The organism is Aquiflexum sp. (genome assembly GCF_041749095.1).
GTDB lineage: Bacteria > Bacteroidota > Bacteroidia > Cytophagales > Cyclobacteriaceae > Aquiflexum.
The window spans coordinates 1-19990 of record NZ_JBGTCA010000059.1 but is presented as its reverse complement, the minus strand read 5'-3'; the positions used below and the strand labels follow the sequence as shown (position 1 = coordinate 19990).

The window sequence follows — 19990 nt, the reverse complement described above, 5'->3', positions numbered from 1 at the left end:
GAAGTACCCTCCAAGAGTAGATTGGATTTAAGTTAAAATTTGTTTTTGAAATTTGAAATTCCATCGAACCAATTAAAAAGACCTCTGATTTACATCATTAAATCTTACCTAATGGTATCCTCTATTTAATAATGATTCTCAGCAGCTTGTATTATTCCGAGGAACGCACTTTAGGGGCCAAACTCAAATCGATGAAATGAAGGTCATTAAGGTTGATCCTTAAACTCCACATAAAAGGTAGTGCCAATTTGGGGAACACTCTCGGCCCAGATCCGTCCGTTCATGGCTTCTATTTGGCATTTTGTGATAAATAAGCCAAATCCTTTAGAATCTAGATGGGAATGAAATACCTTTCTGATTTTGAACAGGTCTTTTCCGTGTTTGTTTAAATCTATACCTAATCCATTGTCCGCAACAGAAATCACAATTTTATTTCCCACTCTTTTGCTTTGGACGCGAATATGGGGTGTTCGTGAGGGTGATTGATATTTCAAAGAGTTACTGATCAGGTTATGCATTATACTCCGGACATACGTTGGTGGTAAAAGAATAACAGGAGACTCCTCAAAATCGCATTCAATCATTGCTTTGGAATGTCTTATTTGTCCTCTCAAACTAGCACATATTTTAAAAAAGTATTCTTTCAGGTTAATCATTTCTGATCTGATCTCTAAATCAGATATAACTTGACGAGATTCCATCAATTCATCTAAAATCTCCTTAAGGATTGCGGTCGTTTCTTTCAGGAGTTCTTTTAGTGCGGCAACTTCTGATTCCACCTTAGTTTCTGTAATTTCTTCCACCAACATGAAAATATTATGCAGAGGACCTCTTAGATTGTGGGAGACGATATTAAAGAAATCATCTTGTTGGACTTTCTGGATTGATAGTTTTTTATTTACCAGAAGCAGTTCTTTTGTTCTTCTTTCCTTCTCTTCGTTTTGAAAATCCAATTCCAGATTGGCAATGACCAATTCATCTGCCCTTTTTTTATTCTGTTCGATTTGAAAGTCCAATTCAAGATTGGCTAATACCAGTTCATCTGCTCTTTTTTTCTTCTCACTATTTTGAAAATCCAGTTCCAGATTGGCAAGGATCAATTCATCTGCCCGTTTTACCTTTTCTTCTTGTTGGAAGATCAGCTCCAAGTTGGCTAAATCCAACTCCCCGTCTCTCTTTTCTTTTTCCAAGTATAGTAATTCGATTTTTCTATTAGCCTCTGCCAATTCATTTATATATTCCATTTCTTCTTAATTTTGATTTGTATTTAGAAATACAAAATAAAAAACTACCTACCCTTTAGATATAAAAGATGCAAGACTACTTGAAAAGATTACCTTATCCTTTAGTACAACACGTACCTCAAAATTACGCATATTTTATTGTAAAGATCAGTTTTTTACTTTTATATAAAATAACCATCAATCATACCATTTCATCCGAATTATAAGAATCCCAAAAAGCTTAGATTGTATCTATCTTAAATGTTTAATGGACTTTGGAATTCCATCAAACTATCTGAAATTTAGATTACATCCATAAAAAAAGCAGGATTTCCTTTTAAAACCCTGCACTGCAATAGCATCAATTTGTTAAATTTTCAGTTTTATCAATTGTCATCCACCACATTAGACCTTTGGCCGAAAGGTGAGTTTTTTTCTTTTTTGGGTTCCACTTTCTTTTCTCTTGGGGGAAAATTGGTTTTGGAGTCAGCAGAGTTCTCTCTGGGTGGAATTGCCGATTTGGGAGCCGTTTCTCTTTTTCTTTCAGATCCTGCGGGTTTAGGACCTGGGATGAATTCTCCGGGATTTTTCTTTCTGTTTTTGTTGAAAGGCTTTTTCTTGTTATATCCTTTCCTGTCCGGATTGGAATGACCTCCTTTGTAATCCGGACCTTTTTCAAAGCCATCCGGCAGAGGAAGTTTGTCCACTTCCATCCCGATCAGTGCCTCTATGCGGACAAACTTATATTTATCCTTGTCACTGATGAAGGTGATGGCTTCACCCTTGCTGTCCGCCCTGGCAGTCCTGCCTACACGGTGAACATAATCTTCCGGGTCATTTGGAGAATCGTAATTGATGATCAACTCGATTCCCACTACATCGATTCCCCTGGAAATGATGTCTGTGCCAATCAGAATTTTCAAAGATTTATTCTTAAACCTTGACATGATCTTCTCCCTTTCAACCTGCTCTAAATCAGAGTGAAAAGCTTCTACTTCAAAATCTTTTTTGAGCAGCTTAAACAGGTTCTTTACTTTTTCCTTTGTCGAGGCAAAAATGATGACAGCTTCATAATCTTTCTTTCCGAGAATATTCCGAACCAACGCTTCCTTCTGTCCATCATAGACCAAATAGGCACCTTGGGTCACACCTTCTGCAGTTTTACCAACAGACAAACTGATTTCTTCAGGATTTCGGAGAAGCTGTTTGGAAAACTGTCTTATTCTTGGGGGCATGGTAGCAGAGAATAAAACTGTTTGCCTGTCTTTCGGGAGATAGTTGACGATTTTCAGGATATCTTCTGAAAACCCCATATCCAACATCCTATCGGCTTCATCCAAAATGAGGTGTTCCAATTTTTCAAATTGTATCTTCCCTCCTGCCAATAGCGCAATCAATCTTCCCGGTGTGGCAACTATGATCTCCGCCCCATCTTCCATGGCACGCTTTTGTTGTTCCCAGGCAATTCCATCACCGCCGCCATATACTGGGATAGAACTGATGCCCACAAAATAGGCAAATCCCTGAATCTGTTGATCAATCTGAATGGCAAGTTCTCTGGTCGGTGCCAAAATCAGGGTATTCAGTCCGGATTGTCCTTCCTTGGTAATTTTGTTCAAAATGGGCAGGATAAAGGCAGCTGTTTTACCTGTACCCGTTTGGGCACAGGCAATCAGGTCTTTTCCCTGCTGGATCAAGGGTATCGCAAATTCCTGTATTGGGGTAGGTTTGTCAAAACCCATGGCATCAAGACCTTCAACGAGGCTTGGCTCAAAATTAAAATCATTAAAATTCAACGTCTTATTATTTAAACATACATATAGGCCCAGGCAATTAATAGAAACTGAAGAGGCAATCTAAGGAATAGGGCCCATTTTGGAATTCCTTTTGCCCCTTTTTGATACATATATATATTAGCGGGAAAAACCGCCAATAAAAGTAAAATTATTCCAATGGCCGAAATAGACCTTGTATTTGGAAAGAACAAACCCACTCCCAAAATAATTTCGAAAGCACCGGCTATCGCATTCAAAACTTTAGGATTGGGAAAGAATGGAGGAATTATCCTTATATACATCCTAGGCTTAACAAAATGCATAATTCCTGCAAAAATGTAAATGCTGCCCATTAAATAAAGAAAAAATGACTCCATCCGATTTTTATTCCTGATATTGAAAATCAATAATTATATTACCGATTAAATGTAAGTAAAAGAGATCCATATTTCAAACAAATACTCTTTTTGGCATTCAAAGATTAAAATTAAGGAGGTTTCATTTGAATAAGTCTGTATTAATCCCTGTTAGATTACTGCTATTGTCCCTAGTGCTGAGTTCTGCCATGGAAATAGCAAATGCCCAGCAATACACCATCAAGGGCACTTTAAGAAACGGTGTCAATGATGAGTTTATTTCCGGTGCGGTGATTACACTTCGGGAAACAGCCTTTTCTGATATTTCCAACACTGTAGGTGCATTTACTATTGAAAAAGTCTTCGAAGGTAAATTTGTGATGAATATCCAGATTAATGGGTTTCAATCCTACAAATCCCAGATCACTGTTAATGAAAATGTCAACCTTGGCATCATCACTCTTTTTCCTTATGGATATGAAGATGGTTCAGGAGAGGCACTTCAAAAAACAATCCGGGCAACAAATGTCGCAGAACTTTTCTCCAAAAGACCAAATTTCATAGGTGGTAACTCAGTCTTTGGAATTCCTCCTGACCCAAAAAGATTGATAGGGAATTTTTATCTTGATACCAAATGGAATAAAGCCTCAATCCTGCTTTACAAAGACGATGAAATCATTGAAGGCTATTTTGTAAGATACAACATCAATTCAAATAATTTTGAACTGATGGCTGAGGATTCCGATGAAGCTTCTGCTATTCCCGGCCTTAGGGTAAGAAATATCGTCTGGGTAGATTCCAAACATATGGTCCCAAGGTATTTTGTCAATGGCATGGATTTGAGAGATGAAGGTTCGCCTATTGCCGGTTTTTTTGAGGTATTGGTGGATGGAAAAATGCCTTTGGTCAGGAGAACCGTTGCTACTATCAAAGAATCCAATTACAATACTGCACTGATGGTAGGAAACAGAAACGATGAGATCATCAAACGGTTTGTTTACTATTATATTCAGGACAATAATCTCTTTGAAATACCAAACAAAAAGAAAAAATTCTTCCAGATTTTTGGGAATAAATCCGAAGAAATGGAGGCGTTTACTATAGAGAATAACATGAGCCTTCGGGAGCCTTCCAACTGGTTCAATCTGTTTACACATTTCAATAGCAACTTCGAAGGTTTCGAACCTCTTATACCTGACTTAATCGACAATTGACCATGATCAGAAAAATATTTTACATCAACTTGTTTTGCTTTGTTTTTATAAGTTTTTGTCATGCGCAGACGCAAAAACCTACGCTTCACGGCAAACATTGGATGGCCATTTCCGGTAAGCCTTTGGGTGCAACCGCAGGGGCTATGATTTTCAATCAAGGTGGAAATGCCGTGGACGCCTCATGCGCCATGCTTGCAGCAGTCTGTACCATGTGGGACGTACTGAGTTGGGGCGGTGAAACACAGGCATTGATATATAATCCCAATACGGGCAAAGTAATTGCCATCAATGCCATGGGAATAGCACCAACCGGAGCTACAGTGGATTTCTTCAAAGGAAAAGACATGCCTTATCCACCGGAATTTGGTCCACTTGCGGCAACTACTCCCGGAACCCCGGGTGGATTGATGACCATGTTGGCAGAATACGGCACCATGAGCTTGGAACAGGTACTTGCCCCTGCCATGGAAATGGCGAAAGGATACCCAATCGAAGCCCAGACTGCCAACAACATCGAAAACCGAAAAGACCTGATTAAAGATTGGCCTTATTCCAAAAAAGTATTTTTACCGCACTTGGGTGAAGAAAGAGAGGCTCCCTATCCGGGAGAAGTGTTCGTACAGGAAGATTTGTATCAGACGCTGAAAAAATTGGTAGATGCAGAAAAACAGGCTTTGTCTAAGGGAAAATCAAGAAAAGAGGCTATTTATGCTGCCAATGAGAGATTTTACAAAGGAGACATAGCAGATGAAATTGTCAGAGGAACAAGGGAACAAGGGGGGCTTTTCACCAAAGAAGATCTTGCCAAATGGAAAGTGAAGATTGAAGAACCGCTGATGGTGAATTATAAGGGAATCGATGTGTACAAGCTTCAGGAATGGACACAAGGACCGGCATTACTGCAGAGCCTCAATATCTTGGAAAATTTTGACCTTAAGTCAATGGGGTATAATTCCGCCAATTACATCAACACGCTTTATCAAACCATGAGCCTGGCTTTTTCGGACAGGGACTTTTACTATGGTGATCCGGAATTCTTACCCAAAAGTCCGATGAAGGGTTTATTGTCAAAGGATTATGCCAAAGAAAGGGCAAAATTGATCAAAGAAAAAAACAACCTTGAAATCGGCCCGGGTGACCCCTACCCTTTTCAGGGCGAAAAAAACCCGTTCACTCATTTGCTTGAAAAGAGAAAAGAAGCATTGGCCTACTATCAACCTGATCTGCCAATCCAAGGCCCCGAGGATCCGTTTTTGGATCATTTTCTAAAAGCAGGCACCACTTCTATTCAGGCCGCAGATGCCGAAGGTTGGGTGGTTTCTGTCACACCTTCGGGCGGGTGGATACCGTCGGCCATAGCCGGCAATACCGGTATCGGTCTTAGCCAAAGGATGCAGAGTTTTGTCCTTGATGAAACCATGAACCCATACAATGTACTTGAGCCCGGCAAAAGACCAAGGGTGACCCTGACACCGAGTATGGCCCTGAAAGACGGCAAACCATTTCTTTCCTTTGCCGTGCAGGGTGCCGACACCCAAGACCAAAATCTACTTCAGATGTTTTTGAATATTGTTGAATTTGGGATGACGGTACAGGAAGCAGCAGAAGCTGCCAATATCACCAGTTATCAAATGCAGTCTTCCTTTGGTGCCCACGAAATCAAACCCGGTGGACTGACACTCAACAATCAAGTTCCGTCATGGGTTAGAAGTGATCTGAAAAAGCGGGGATACAAAATGGACTTTTCGGACCGCACCTCAGGCCCGCTCAATGCCATCTGGTTTGACTGGAAACATGGCACCTTTTGGGGCGGTTCCAGCAACGATGGGGAGGATTATGGGATTGCTTGGTAGTTGGAGGAATTTTAGATTTCAGATTTTAGAAGGTAGATTTTGGAAGGAAGGATGAAGGAGGAAGGATGAAGGGGGTTAATTTAAGATTTTAGATTGAAGATTGGGCGTGGGGGAGGGATGAAGGTGTGGTGCGTCATTGCGAGGAGCACTTGGAAAACCTAGATAGTTCAATTATTTCTTCGTGCGACGTGGCAATCTCTTAAGGGTAGATTTTAGATAACAGTCTCCCTTGCTCTCGATTCTCGGTACTCATTTCTTGTTTCCCCGATACTCTGGGCAGGCTTGGCTCTTTGCTCTTGTTTCTTGACTCTTGGCTCTCGCTTCTCGTTTCTCGCTTCTCGTCTCTTGGTTCTCACATCTCATGTCTCAAATCTCAAATCCCAAATCTAAAATCTAAAATCTACAATCATACCTCCTATATTTGCACCTTCAAAAACCAAGGATTACTTATGAACAACTTTATTGAAGAACTGCGCTGGAGGGGAATGCTCCAGGATATGACACCTGAAATCGGAGATCATCTGAATAATAGGATGGCTTCTGCCTATCTGGGTTTTGATCCCACAGCGGATTCTTTACATATAGGTCACCTTGTAGGTGTGATGACATTATTGCATTTTCAAAGAGCCGGTCATAAACCTTTTGCTTTGGTCGGTGGAGCTACCGGTATGATCGGTGATCCGAGTTTTAAGTCCGATGAAAGAAATCTTTTGGATAAACCCACTTTGGACCACAATGTGGCCTGTATCAAAGAACAGCTTTCCAAATTCCTCAATTTCAATGAAGGGGCAGAAAATAAGGCCGAACTGGTCAATAATTATGATTGGATGTCCCAATTTTCGTTTTTGGAATTTATCAGGGATGTAGGCAAATACATCACCGTCAACTATATGATGGCCAAAGATTCCGTCAAAAGGAGACTGGAAGAAGGCAGCGGTCTCTCTTTTACCGAGTTTTCTTACCAATTGATCCAAGGTTATGATTTTTATCACCTTTGGAAAAACAGGAATGTTTCCATCCAATTGGGAGGTTCTGACCAATGGGGCAATATCGTGACCGGAACGGAAATGATCCGGAAAATGGAAGGCGGACAAGCCTTTGCACTGACCGTTCCACTGATAACCAAGGCAGATGGAAGCAAGTTTGGAAAAACTGAAGGTGGATCTGTCTGGCTGGATGCAGACAAAACTTCACCTTATGCCTTCTTCCAATTTTGGTTGAATGTATCTGATGAAGACGCGTCAAAGTACATCAGGATTTTCACCACATTGGACAAGGATACAGTGGTAAAACTTGAGACTGAACATGCTGAAATGCCCCATTTGAGGATTCTTCAAAAAGAAATAGCTAAGCAGGTCACCATCATGGTGCATGGTGAAAAAGAATATGATATGGCTCTGAAAGCTTCTGAAATCCTATTTGGGAAATCTTCCACCGAAGACTTGGCAGCTTTGGATGAAAGGACGTTTCTACAGGTTTTTGACGGAGTTCCCCAAGCTGAAATCTCCAGAGAAGAATTTGATGCCATTTCCAATGTCGTGGATTTGCTTTCCGAAAAAACGGATGCCATCATTTTTGCATCCAAAGGCGAAGCCAGGAAAATGATTCAGGGCGGTGGTGTTTCCATCAACAAACAAAAAATCTCAGACCCCAATCAAACTGTAGGATTTGAGCTTTTACAGGATAAATACCTTTTGGTTCAAAAAGGTAAAAAGAACTATTTTATCATAGCAGTAAACTAATTAAAGGAAGAACCCGAAAAGGTGGGTTCTTCTTTTAATTTCTTAACTTTGAGAACAACAGCATTTACATTGAAGTGAAGAAGTTTCTACTTTTATCCCTTTTTCTGATATTATCTTTTCAATATTCCTGTGTCAAGGAAGAAGACCTTGATCCCATAGAAGTTGGGGCTACTATTGAAGCCTTGGTCAATAAAATACATCAGGGATTTTTTGAGTTTGAAATCAATGGCGGGACCATAGATGAACCTATCAGCCTTCCTACGGAGGGGATGGATGGAATTTATGGCATACGGTCCGCTGACCTGGACAATCTTGAGGGAGATGATCTTTCACTTTTCAATTGCCTCAACAACCTGAATCCCGGAATCCAGCAAAGGCTAAAATTAAGGAGTTCATCCAATACTTTTGCCGTTTGCAGGTATGCAACGGGTTTGGCATATAAGGCCGACATCACTGATTTATTGGATAGAGTCGAAGTAGAAAGGTTGGATTATATCCGTCAGTTTAATGAAGGAGAAATTACCCAAGCATCCTTGGTTCAGGAATTAACAGATTTGAAAGAAAGATTTTCCCTTTTTTATCTGGGTATAAAAGAATTTTACAGTGATATCTTCAAAACTTGTCTTGAGACTTTGGTGGTTGATATCCAAATCATTCTCAACAATCAACAATGGCAAACCTTTGTAGGCTGTAATAAAATTTAATTTTTATCTTCATCAAAACTTCATTTTAATGATTTTACTTTGAACCATACTAAATCCATAAATATCATGAAAAAGCAATTGAAAAACATTTTGATTCTTGCAGGAATGGCTTTTTTGACATTCTCATGCCAACAGGAAAATGATGTGACTCCAAAACAATTGGAAGTCGAAGTTGATGAGGTGGTTAACGTTATCACCGATCAATTCTTATCAGTAGAAATTTTGGGAGGTGACGAAAATGAACCTTTCAGTTCAGATTTGGGAAATGAAGAAAACCCAAATGCACGGATTTCTTTGGACGATTCGGAGGAAAGAGGGTCTCAAGGAATGGTAGCCTGTCTTGTCGCACTTGACCTGGACCAAAGCCAAATGCAGGAGATCAGAAGGTTATTTTTCGGGTTCGAAAACTGTCAGTCCAATGTAATGAGGGAGTATAGGGGAAAAATCAGACATTTGATTTCTAAAATGGAAGAAGTACGGAAAGATTTGTTGGGTCAACTACGAAATGGAGACATTAGTCCTGATGAATTCCGTAAGAAAATGGAAGAAATGAGAAGAAGGTACCAGCTGATCATTACAGACCTTAGGGTTGAATATGCTGAGGAATTAAAACCCTGTATCCGTGGTTTTGTGGCGAGGCTTCCTGTTGTATTGGGAAGAGAAAATTGGACTGCATTCAGGGGATGTATCAAAGGATAAAAATTTAATTTTTCAAGTTCATTTCCAAAACTTTGGAATTAACCTTCTATGGTGGTCAGTGATTTTCTGACCACCATTTAATATATTTGACCTTTATTCGAAAAATAAAGGTCATGGGTGCACACGAAAGACAACAGAAGGAAAAACTAATATTAGAGACCGCCATCAAACTTTTTACAGAAAAAGGTTTTCATGCCACTAGGATGGATGATGTGGCCAAAAATGCAAAAATCAGCAAAGGCCTTACTTACTTTTACTATAAGAACAAAGAGGACCTATACATGGCCGTAACCAAAAAAGCCTTTGATGAACTGAAGGATGTATTTAGGGAAATCATTAAAGCCAAGGGTAGAAATGGGATGGAAATGCTGACTGAATTGGCCGGTAACTACATCAACTTCGCAAAGAAAAATAAAATGTGCAATGAAGCGATTCTCAACTTTATGGGCATCATGCAACTGTACAATGATGAAAAATCAGTCCTAAAAATCGATCCTTTGATTTTGGAAAGTGAGCATTTTTTAAAGCTTCTGGAAATTCATCATGACTGTGCGAAGTTGGGAATTCAGATGGTTTCTTTGGGAATCAAAGATGGCAGTATCCGACCGGAATTGCAGCCGGAAGTAACTTTTTATACTGTATGGACCATGTTGATCGGTTTTGAAAGGTTGATGGGTCCCGTTGGTTTTGAAGGAAAAGACATCAAAATCCAATTAGACAATCTCAGACCCGGATTTATCAAGTTGATGCAGGACATGCTCAGAGGAACCATTCAGGCCCAAAGACCACAAGCCGTACAGGCGAGTTTGTTTTAAGAGACCAAAATCACCTTCCCGTTCCTACCGCCTTTTTCATACTCTTCTAAAGCTTCTTTGAACTGTTCCAAAGGATAAGTGGCCTGAATATCAACTTTTACCTTTTCGGTTAGAAGATGGGTGAAGACTGTGCGAAAGGCGTTTTCCCGCTGTTCATGATTGAGACTTTCCATATAGGTGGTCAACCAAAATCCTTCAACTTTTATATTCTTAAAAATCAACAGACCGGAATTTAAAGGAATATTTTCCAGACTGAGCAGTCCAAAGACCATCATTTTGCCACCGGGCTTTAAGCAAGCCAATGCTTTTGCTCCCAATATTCCACCCACTGCATCGAAAACCACATTTACCCCTCCATCTGTTTTTTCCACAATGACTTTTTGTAGTTTTTCATTCTCGGTATTGATGACCAAATCAGCTCCAAGATCTGTGAGAAGGTCTTTCTGTTCATCTCTTCTTACCGTACAGGCTACATTGATTCCTTTTTGTTTGGCCATTTGTATTACCAACTTTCCATAAGCTGAAGCACCTGCTGTCACCAAAACCCAATCTCCGCGCAAAAGTCCACTTGTTTCCAACATCCCAAATGCAGTCAATGGATTGACAAAAGCCTGACAGGCAACGTCATCAGACATGCCATCAGGTGTAGGAATTATCAATTGAGCCGGCACACAGATGTATTCTTTCCAAGTTCCGATGGCTGTAAAGATGACCCTAGTGCCCACAGGTATACTGTTTTTTTCATCAGAATGATCAACTACACCTGCTGCTTCAAATCCCGCACTGCTGGGCAGTTTTGGAGTAATCCCATACATTCCCCGGACAAACATAATATCCGAGGGATTGATATTTCTGGCAGTGACTTTTATCCTTACTTCATGGGGCTTGGGTTGTGGAATTGATGTTTCTTCCAATTTTAAAACTTCTGACGGAATTCCTGTTTGGCTAAAAATTACCTGCTTCATCATATTGTATTTAATGTTTTGATTAGATTTTGATCTTCAAGTTAAATAAAAATACTCGGTATGCATAATATTTTTTACCCAATGGATAGCCTTTGAAAGGTATATTATTTATCTTGTTGGATAACTTAATTTAACTGTTATAGATATGGATTTATCGACTCTATTTTCATTGATAAACAAAGTTGCCCTGATTACCGGTGCAAGCAAGGGTATAGGTTTCAGTATTGCGGAGACATTTGCAGCGGCAGGTGCCAAAGTTGTCATCAGCAGCAGAAATCAGGAAACCCTTGATGAAATGGCCAATAATTTAAGAAGTAAAGGATATGAAGTCAGCGGTATTGCCTGCCATGTTGGACGCAGTGATGAATTGGAAAATCTGGTGAAAAAGACAATAGAATTATATGGTCAGATTGATGTGCTGGTCAATAATGCTGCGAGTAATCCTGTCTTTGGTCCTGTCCATGATACCTCTTTGGAGGCATATGACAAAATCATGGATGTCAATGTCAAGGCTCCTTTTCATCTGATGAATCTTTGCTTTCCACACCTGCGTGCCTCTTCCAACGGTGCTGTCATCAACATCAGTTCTATTGGGGGAATTTCTCCTGAACAGGGATTGGGCATTTACAGTGTCAGCAAGGCTGCCCTAATTTCATTGACCAAAGTTTATGCAAAAGAATGGGGAGACCATAAAATAAGAGTAAATGCCATTTGCCCGGGTCTGATACAGACCAAGTTTTCAGAAGCGCTCTGGAGCAATGAAAAAATAATGCACCACATGATGAAATCTCTGGCGATCAAAAGAGTGGGCACAAGTGAAGAGATCGGAGCAGCGGCACTTTTTTTGGCATCTAAAGCATCTTCCTACACCACCGGAACTGTGATTACAGCCGATGGCGGTTTTACCATTTAATTCTACCCAATGAGCAATACAGGATTCTTAACCTCACCCAATACCAAGGAATTACTTTCCAAATACAGAGCATTCTTGGAAGAACATGTTTACCCCATTGAGCTTGAGGTTATATATGGTTCTTTCAAGTCTTATCTCCCCAAACTCAAAGCACTTCGGGATCTGGCCAAAGAACAAAATCTTTTTGCACCTCATCTTTCCAAATCAGATGGTGGTCTCGGACTTTCGTTGCTTGATTTTGCAGGGATTTCTGAGATATTGGGGAATAGCCCTTTGGGGCATTATATTTTCAATTGTCAGGCACCTGACATCGGGAATATGGAATTGATGCATCAATTTGCAAGCAAGGAACTGAAGGATACTTACCTCGGCCCTCTTCAAAGAGGGGAAATCAGAAGTTGCTTTGCCATGACGGAACCTGCACATGCAGGAAGCAACCCCAAGCACTTATCCACCCTGGCCGTCAGAGATGGAGACCATTTTGTAATCAATGGCCACAAATGGTTTACCTCTTCGGCAGATGGGGCCGCTTTTACCATTGTCATGGCCATCACAGATCCCCAAAATCCAAATCCATATCAGAGAGCGAGTATGATTTTGGTTCCTTTGGACAATCCCGGCTACAAGTTGATCAGAAACATCCCGATTATGGGAGATGTTGGAGAAGATTATATGTCCCATGGGGAAGTGAGTTTCACCGATTGCAGGGTACCTGTCAGCAATCTGATAGGATCTGAAGGTCAGGGTTTTGTTCTGGCACAGGAAAGATTGGGTCCGGGAAGAATCCACCATTGCATGCGATGGATTGGAATCTGCGAAAGAGCCTTGGATATGATGAGCAAAAGAGCTGTTTCCCGTGAACTGGATCCCGGCAAAACACTCGCTATGCAGCAGACCATCCAAAATTGGATTGCGGAAAGTGCTGCTTCCATCAAAGCTTCAAGACTGATGGTCATGAACACCGCCCACCAAATTGAGCAAAATGGGGCCAAGGCAGCCAAAGAAGATATTTCCACAATCAAGTTTTTTGTCTCTGATGTATTGATGAAAGTCCTGGACAGGGCCATTCAGGTACACGGTGCCTTGGGTATCACAGATGATACACTGCTTTCATTTTGGTACAGACACGAACGCGGGGCAAGGATATATGATGGTCCTGATGAAGTACACAAATCGGTTTTGGCCAGAAGCATCCTAAAATCATATTCCAAACATGAATAAAGAACCAAAAGGACTTGAAAACCTCCTACCCTACCTGGAAACACATTTTGGTCTGGATCCTGATTCCACTGTAATCAGCCAATTCAAAGGTGGGTACTCCAACCTGACTTTCCTGATCAGATCACCTGCCGGTGAATATGTGTTGAGGAGACCTCCTCTTGGTCTGAAAATCAGCAAAGCTCATGATATGGTCAGGGAATACAGGGTGTTGGAAGCCTTGAAAAAGGCAGGATATTCGAAGGTTCCCGATCCCATTGTCTGTTGTGAAGATGAAAATATAATCGGGGCACCTTTTTTTATCATGGAAAAAGTAGAGGGTCTCATATTGAGAAACAGAATTCCTGAAGGGATGGATCTGAATGCTTCATTTTTTAGAAAGTTATCCCAAAATACCATCGATGGTCTTTTGGATCTGCATCAACTGGAACTGCATCAATCCGGATTATCCCAACTGGGCAAACCTGAAGGCTATGTGGAAAGACAGGTGATGGGATGGTCTGAAAGGTATTTCAAATCCAAGACAGATGAACTCTCTGAAATGGAGGCTGTGAGTGATTGGCTGAAAGCCAATATGCCCGAAAAGGAGAATACAGGTTTCATTCATAATGACTACAAATATGACAACCTAGTACTGGCTGGTGCCGGAAATCCTGCAATCAAAGCTGTACTGGATTGGGAAATGGCTACAGTTGGAGATCCTTTGATGGATCTTGGGACCTCACTGGCATATTGGGCAGAGGCAGAGGATTCGGACACTTTGAAGATGTTTAACCTGACCTACCCTCAAGGGAATTTTACCCGATCGGAAGTAGTAGCATATTATGCTTCCAAAAGCCCTCTAAACCTGGATCAAATCCTATTTTATTATGTATTTGGTCTTTTCAAAGTAGGGGTTATTGCACAGCAGATTTATAAAAGATTTAGCCTTGGTTTTGCAGAAGACCCAAGATTTGGAGCGCTCATCCATGCGGTCAAAGCCTGTGGAGAAAGAGCATTGAACAGTATTCAAACCAATAAAATATGAAAATCAGAAAAGTATGTGTTTTGGGTGCAGGAACCCTGGGCAGCAGGGTTGCCCTTCAATCAGCCCTATCGGGATATGAAGTAACCATTTATGATATCCATCCAAAAGCTTTGGAGGACTCAAAAAAAGTCATGCCTAAGATCATCCAACAACTGTCCAAGGCAAGTGGTCTTGACGCTGATGCAGGTATTGCTGCTATTGAGAGTATTATATTCACGGACAACCCCAATGTTGCAGTTTCCAATGCGGATATCATCAACGAAAGTGTATTGGAAGATGTGAAAGTCAAAAACCAGGTCTGGGAATTGTTTGGGAAAATTGCTCCGGATAAAACCATTTTCACCACCAACACTTCTTTTCTTCTTCCATCAATGTTTGCGAAGATTTCAGGAAGACCCGACAAATTCTGCTCCCTTCACTTCCATGATGTATTTTATGCCAAAGGTGTGGACATCATGCCCCATCCCGGTACAGACCCTTCCTTGATTCCGATATTAGAAGATTTTGGAAGGTCACTGGAGCAAGTTCCTATTTTGATCAAAAAAGAAAACCATGGCTATCTATTCAATGCCATGCTAGGTGCAATTCTCAGCACAGCGGGAAAACTGTTTGCCAATGGCATTGGCAGCTTTGAAAGTATTGATAAATCCTACATGGTCAATTTCCGGGTGGATATGGGCCCTTTCGGAATCATGGATACCATTGGGCTTGATACTGTTTGGCATGTGACGATGAACAATAAAGAAGAAGGCGCCAAGGATTTTGCTGCTATTTTGAAAAGGATGCTCGATGAAGGAAAAGCCGGGGTAAAAACAGGAGAAGGCTTTTATACCTACCCCAATCCAAAGTATAAAAACCATGACTTCTTGGAGTAATCGATTTCTATCCTATTGGTTCTTATTGGATAGTATATAAGCTGCCATGGCTTGGGCATCCTCAAATCTTATATTGGGATGGGGTGTCATTACCGGATAAACCCATGCCCCTGTTCCACCGCTGATTATTTTTCTTGCCAAGTGGTCAATATAAATCTGATTGATAGGGTATCTTTTTGATATGTCCTGAAATGAGGGACCTTTAGATCGGTTTTCAGATTTGTGACAATCATAACAACTTGAATACGATATTAATACTTCACCTCTTTTGATCAATGCGTTTTCAATGATCTCATCCTTACCTGGAATTGGCTTGATATAATCCCTGGTTGGATCGTAAGCTATTTGTTGAGTTTCTGTTTCTGTGTTTTGATTGCAGGAATGGCAAATCAAAATTGAAACCAGAATTAACAGATATTTTCCCATTTTCGCGTTCTATATAATTTTCCCCGAAACAAATTTTATCACTCAATTTAGAGATAAAAAAGTCTTTTATATACTCATGAAATGTTATTTACATTAAAATCCATAAATAGATACATTTTTTTAGGGTCAAAAAACATCTGAATCTAATGTAATTTTTTTTTTCGTATCTATGGATTGAGAATCACCCAACTCTTCAATCATGAAAAAAGCACTTCTTTCATGGGTTATTGTCATAGCCCTGATTTTGGCCAATGAAACCAATGGCCAAACTGTTCCACAAGTATTTCCAACCAGCATTTATCCCTATGCTGAAATGACCCAAGTAGATGATCACAGTATCGATTTGCCGGTATTTTTGGAAATGGAGCAGAGTCTTGAATTTTTCAAGCTTGAGAATGAAAATACCAATTTGGGATTTACAGACGCGAGTTATTGGCTGAGGTTTGAACTGACCAATCCTTCGGAAAAATCTGTACAGCTTTATCTGGAAACCGGCAGACCGATTACCGATGTAGTTAACTTATTCCAAATCCATGATAACAATCTTATTGCAAGCTTTAAAAGCGGAGATTTAATTCCTGCAAGAGGAAGACCGATCAACCACCGAAAAATCCTATTTCCATTGGAATTGAATGCCGGCGAGACCTATACCTTTTATATCAATTACAAAAGTGACGGAGAGGTAATCAATTTGCCTTTGAACCTTTTTGATTCAGAATCATTGATTGTTCAATCGTATTTTGACCAACTCATTTTTGGAGGATTTTACGGAATTCTATTTTTGGCCGGTATCATATATCTGTTTTTCTATTTTGGTATCAGAGAAAAAAGTTTTTTGCTTTACTCATCCTATGTTGCGTCCATCATTTTGCTCCATTTAGGACTTGATGGTTTTTTCTACCAATATATCGCACCTGAGGCTGGTTGGTTCAACAAACATGCTGTATTGATATTTGCAACGCTCTCGGCCATTGCTTTTGGGAGATATACCCAGGTTTATCTACAGGTGAAAGAATATAGTCCGGGGATACATAAGTCTTTTAATATTTTATTTATTTCCTTGATTGTTTTATTGGCATTGATATTTACTGTTTCAGCAGGTCTTAAATTCTATTATCCTTTGGTCAATTTATTGGGTATTCTGATTTTAATCCATGTCATAGCGTCATTGGTGACAGGATATATCAAAGGAAAATCACCTGATATTTTCTTTAGTTTGGGTATTGCGTTTTTCTTTTTAGGTTTTACTGTTTTTATACTCAATAATTTCAGCCTTATACCCAATTCGTTTTGGACAGAGTTCAGTTCAAAACTGGGAACGGGATTGGAAGTACTGTTCCTCTCCCTGTCCATGTCCAACAAAATCAGGTTATTGAAGGGCGAAAAGGAAAAAATGCAGACAGTTGTGCTCCGGCAATCAGAAGAATCCAATCAGATTAAATCATTCTTTCTGTCCAATATTTCCCATGAACTGCGCACCCCGCTCAATGCGATAATTGGACTCTCCAGATCAATACAGGATTCATCAGCAGACCAGAAGACCAAAAGTGACCTGGAGGTCATTCAGTATTCATCAATGGGATTATTGAGTTCGATTGATTCTATTCTGGATTATTCGAGAATAGAAAAAAATGAACTGAAACTGGAATACAAGCCTTTTGATTTCCATAAACTCCTACAGGAAATCCGGAGTAACACCGAAAAGCAATGTACCGATAAAGGACTCAAATTTGTGTATGAGGAAACCAACCAATTGCCCAAATTCATCATTGGGGATTTGGCAAGAACCAGACAGATTCTCCAAAATCTATTGAGCAATGCAGTGAAATTTACCCAAAACGGCGAAGTGAGATTGGGAATTATCACAGAAAAGAAAACAGGTGAAAAGGCAAGCTTGGCTATTCAGGTTAAGGATACAGGCGTCGGTATCAAACAGGAAAAACTGGACAGGATATTTGAATCATTTATACAGGAACAGATTGATGATAAAAGAAAATTCGGTGGTTTTGGCCTTGGACTATGCATAGTCAAAGCCCTGGTAGAACAGTATGGTGGTCAATTGAATTTAAAAAGTGATGAAGGCAAAGGCACAATTGTAACAGTGGATATGGAATTCCAGCTACCTGAAAAAAAATCAAATAACATGGGTGAAATAAATGAAAACGGAGAATTTAATCTCCAGGGAAAAAATCTTTTGGTGGTAGAGGACAATCCCGTCAATCAATTGGTGATGAAATCAATTCTCAGAAAATGGAAAAATACCAGCTTCGGAACTGCCATGAACGGCTTAGAGGCATTGGAGAAGTTGAAAACCGAAAAATTTGATCTGATCCTAATGGACCTGCAAATGCCTGAAATGGATGGATATGAAGCCACTGAAGCAATCCGAAATGGTGAATGTGGAGCAAAATATATTTCCATTCCAATCATTGCCGTTACAGCAGATGCCACTGAAAAAGCAAAAAACAAAGTGATGGAGGTCGGCATGGATGAATATATCACCAAACCGGTTGACCAAAATGAGCTTTACCAAAAAGTGAAAAAGTGCTTTTATTTACAGGAGGTGGATATTTCGGAGGCTTTTAAAGGATGAAGGATAAGGGTGAAGGATGAGGGATGAAGTAGGAAGGATGAAGGCAAGAGGTCCGTCATTCTGAACGAAGCTTCATCAAACCTGAATATTTACAGGAGCCTTTATGGGAAGTGAAGAATCTCTGCAAATATGTGAGTGACACTCACATTGGCGAAGGGGACGAAGGGATGGTGGTCCGTCATTCTGATCGCAGTTATATTTTGGAAGAAAGCCTTTCCTTGTCATTTCGAACGTAGAGAGAAATCTATCCAACCTTGAGGGTGGTAGACCACTTTTCTGGACTGTTGTCGGAATCGAGAGGTGAAAAGGAAAATTTTTCTCAATTTATTTTTATATTTTTTGGTCAATTACCTTTCCCAATTTCAACCTTATATAGAGTAACCATTTCCTCCTCCACACCAAAATACTCCTGGTCTTTGAGGGCAATGATCTGACCTTGATCGTTGAGTACTGTAGAGAAAATCATTCCTTCGGGCAATGGAATATCTTTTTGCAGCATTTGGTGGGATTTATCCAAACCAATCCATCCCATCCCTTTCAGGCCGGATATACATCAGTTCATTCCCAAATCTTGCTGCAGGAAAATTCACTCCATTGATAAAGAAGTAATCTTCAGGCAATTCAATCCTATTGGCTATTTCCCCCTCATTTGAAAACTGAAGAATTCCTTTATTCGAATCCATTACTGTAATTTTCCCATCTAAAAAACCCAAACCCTGAACCCAGGAAACAGCATCCGGGCCATCTTTTTGCATAATAAAGCGATGGTGGATTTTTCCCTGATCATCAAAAAGCAAATGCTCCTCTGTGAAATTGTTCCGTCCCAAATACAAACCAGACCCGGGTTCAAAATCAAAAGCAATGAGGTTACCCAGGAAGTCAATTTGAATGGAATCCTTAATTTCAAAATGATAGTCAGAAATTAAATCTCCATTACCTGACTTTAAGCCACATGCAGATAAAACTGTCAAAAGCCCGAAAATTTGAAAAAGGTATTTCATCTTTCGAAAATACCGAAAATCTTCATTGCAGTAATTTAAAAATTGTTAAGAATCAGATAGGACTTGAACGAGGCATTGCTTGTCAAGTTATTGGCCCATCAATCCTTAAATAAAAATCAATTTAAATTTACTATCTTTTCATCTTTACTATAAAAAATTTTACCGACCCTTTGAATATGACCTTTAAGGCTCTCAGAACTGATATGATGAAAAACAGACAAATCAAATCCTCAATTTTTCAATCTGCTCATTCAAATATTCCTTCAACTCCTCCCCTTCCAATACTTTAATTTCGCCTGGCAATCCAAGAATAAACCTTGCCAAACCCGGCAGTTGGGGGATTTCACCTTCGAAGTAATATTGGTTACGGTTTTTGATATATGTCAGTGGTTTGGCATCAGGATATTCTTCCATCATCAATTGATAGGCTTTTTTGCTGAGCTTGAGGTGTATATAAAATTGGTTCTTACCTGTAAATCCAAACAATCCCTGCTCCAGTGGTTGGTGCAATGATTGGAACTTAAAAGGCTTTGAAGTTAGCAAAACCTCTCCTATCCGCTCGATTTTGAACATTTTCATCTCTTTGCTTTC

The 19990-nt window shown here is 40.0% G+C and carries 19 protein-coding genes; 11 read left to right on the top strand and 8 right to left on the bottom strand.

Annotated features, from left to right (window positions below; genetic code table 11):
• Positions 1–206: 206 nt before the first annotated feature.
• The 3 genes from ACEW8O_RS03805 to ACEW8O_RS03795 all read right to left on the bottom strand — a co-directional run bounded on the left by ACEW8O_RS03805 (position 207) and on the right by ACEW8O_RS03795 (position 3375).
• Positions 207–1244 (bottom strand): ATP-binding protein, encoded by a 1038-nt coding sequence (locus tag ACEW8O_RS03805; protein ID WP_373493296.1) that lies wholly within the window; start codon positions 1242–1244, stop codon positions 207–209.
• 365 nt (positions 1245–1609) lie between these two features.
• On the bottom strand, positions 1610–3019 hold the full coding sequence (locus ACEW8O_RS03800) for a DEAD/DEAH box helicase (protein WP_373493295.1): 1410 nt from the start codon (positions 3017–3019) through the stop codon (positions 1610–1612).
• Between the two features lie 11 nt (positions 3020–3030).
• Entirely contained in the window at positions 3031–3375 is a 345-nt protein-coding gene (locus tag ACEW8O_RS03795; protein ID WP_373493294.1) for a DoxX family protein, read from the bottom strand.
• 125 nt (positions 3376–3500) lie between these two features.
• Between ACEW8O_RS03795 and ACEW8O_RS03790 the strand changes: the two genes are divergently transcribed.
• From ACEW8O_RS03790 to ACEW8O_RS03765, 6 genes are all read left to right on the top strand, one after another.
• Positions 3501–4568, top strand: coding sequence for a carboxypeptidase-like regulatory domain-containing protein (locus ACEW8O_RS03790; protein ID WP_373493293.1), 1068 nt, complete (start codon positions 3501–3503; stop codon positions 4566–4568).
• Positions 4569–4669: 101 nt separating this feature from the next.
• The gene (locus tag ACEW8O_RS03785) at positions 4670–6421 is read left to right on the top strand and encodes a gamma-glutamyltransferase family protein (RefSeq protein WP_373493303.1); all 1752 of its coding nucleotides are present in this window, start codon (positions 4670–4672) and stop codon (positions 6419–6421) included.
• Positions 6422–6870: 449 nt separating this feature from the next.
• On the top strand, positions 6871–8163 hold the full coding sequence (tyrS, locus tag ACEW8O_RS03780) for a tyrosine--tRNA ligase (RefSeq protein WP_373493292.1): 1293 nt from the start codon (positions 6871–6873) through the stop codon (positions 8161–8163).
• 74 nt (positions 8164–8237) lie between these two features.
• Positions 8238–8867 (top strand): hypothetical protein, encoded by a 630-nt coding sequence (locus ACEW8O_RS03775; protein WP_373493291.1) that lies wholly within the window; start codon positions 8238–8240, stop codon positions 8865–8867.
• A gap of 66 nt (positions 8868–8933) precedes the next feature.
• Positions 8934–9566 carry a hypothetical protein gene (locus ACEW8O_RS03770; protein ID WP_373493290.1) on the top strand — a complete coding sequence of 211 codons (633 nt, stop codon included), beginning with the start codon at positions 8934–8936 and terminating at the stop codon, positions 9564–9566.
• A gap of 113 nt (positions 9567–9679) precedes the next feature.
• The gene (locus tag ACEW8O_RS03765; RefSeq protein ID WP_373493289.1) at positions 9680–10381 is read left to right on the top strand and encodes a TetR/AcrR family transcriptional regulator; all 702 of its coding nucleotides are present in this window, start codon (positions 9680–9682) and stop codon (positions 10379–10381) included.
• On the opposite strand, the gene ACEW8O_RS03760 is transcribed toward ACEW8O_RS03765, so the two are convergent.
• Entirely contained in the window at positions 10378–11346 is a 969-nt protein-coding gene (locus tag ACEW8O_RS03760) for a zinc-dependent alcohol dehydrogenase family protein (RefSeq protein WP_373493288.1), read from the bottom strand. The genes ACEW8O_RS03765 and ACEW8O_RS03760 overlap by 4 nt on opposite strands.
• A 145-nt stretch (positions 11347–11491) precedes the next feature.
• Between ACEW8O_RS03760 and ACEW8O_RS03755 the strand changes: the two genes are divergently transcribed.
• The 4 genes from ACEW8O_RS03755 to ACEW8O_RS03740 are packed head-to-tail and all read left to right on the top strand — an operon-like array spanning position 11492 to position 15379.
• Positions 11492–12259: an SDR family NAD(P)-dependent oxidoreductase gene (locus ACEW8O_RS03755; RefSeq protein WP_373493287.1), complete on the top strand. Its 768-nt coding sequence runs from the start codon at positions 11492–11494 to the stop codon at positions 12257–12259.
• A 9-nt stretch (positions 12260–12268) separates the two neighbouring features.
• Positions 12269–13480, top strand: a complete 1212-nt coding sequence (locus tag ACEW8O_RS03750) for an acyl-CoA dehydrogenase family protein (protein WP_373493286.1) — start codon at positions 12269–12271, stop codon at positions 13478–13480.
• Complete coding sequence (locus ACEW8O_RS03745; RefSeq protein ID WP_373493285.1) at positions 13473–14504, top strand: phosphotransferase family protein; 1032 nt, start codon at positions 13473–13475, stop codon at positions 14502–14504. The genes ACEW8O_RS03750 and ACEW8O_RS03745 overlap by 8 nt, the downstream gene beginning before the upstream one ends.
• Positions 14501–15379: a 3-hydroxyacyl-CoA dehydrogenase NAD-binding domain-containing protein gene (locus tag ACEW8O_RS03740; RefSeq protein WP_373493284.1), complete on the top strand. Its 879-nt coding sequence runs from the start codon at positions 14501–14503 to the stop codon at positions 15377–15379. Before ACEW8O_RS03745 ends, ACEW8O_RS03740 begins: the two co-directional genes overlap by 4 nt.
• 12 nt (positions 15380–15391) lie before the next feature.
• On the opposite strand, the gene ACEW8O_RS03735 is transcribed toward ACEW8O_RS03740, so the two are convergent.
• Positions 15392–15805 (bottom strand): c-type cytochrome, encoded by a 414-nt coding sequence (locus ACEW8O_RS03735; RefSeq protein WP_373493283.1) that lies wholly within the window; start codon positions 15803–15805, stop codon positions 15392–15394.
• Positions 15806–16004: 199 nt separating this feature from the next.
• Here ACEW8O_RS03735 and ACEW8O_RS03730 point away from each other — a divergent pair, with 199 nt between their 5' ends.
• A complete protein-coding gene (locus ACEW8O_RS03730) occupies positions 16005–18398 on the top strand; it encodes a 7TM diverse intracellular signaling domain-containing protein (protein ID WP_373493282.1) in 2394 nt (797 codons plus the stop codon).
• 343 nt (positions 18399–18741) lie between these two features.
• Here ACEW8O_RS03730 and ACEW8O_RS03725 read toward each other — a convergent pair whose 3' ends face one another.
• From ACEW8O_RS03725 to ACEW8O_RS03715, 3 genes are all read right to left on the bottom strand, one after another.
• Positions 18742–18897 carry a hypothetical protein gene (locus ACEW8O_RS03725; protein WP_373493281.1) on the bottom strand — a complete coding sequence of 52 codons (156 nt, stop codon included), beginning with the start codon at positions 18895–18897 and terminating at the stop codon, positions 18742–18744.
• 10 nt (positions 18898–18907) lie between these two features.
• Positions 18908–19399: a hypothetical protein gene (locus ACEW8O_RS03720; protein WP_373493280.1), complete on the bottom strand. Its 492-nt coding sequence runs from the start codon at positions 19397–19399 to the stop codon at positions 18908–18910.
• Positions 19400–19621: 222 nt separating this feature from the next.
• The coding region (locus ACEW8O_RS03715; RefSeq protein ID WP_373493279.1) for a WYL domain-containing protein at positions 19622–19990 on the bottom strand (369 nt) is incomplete at its 5' end.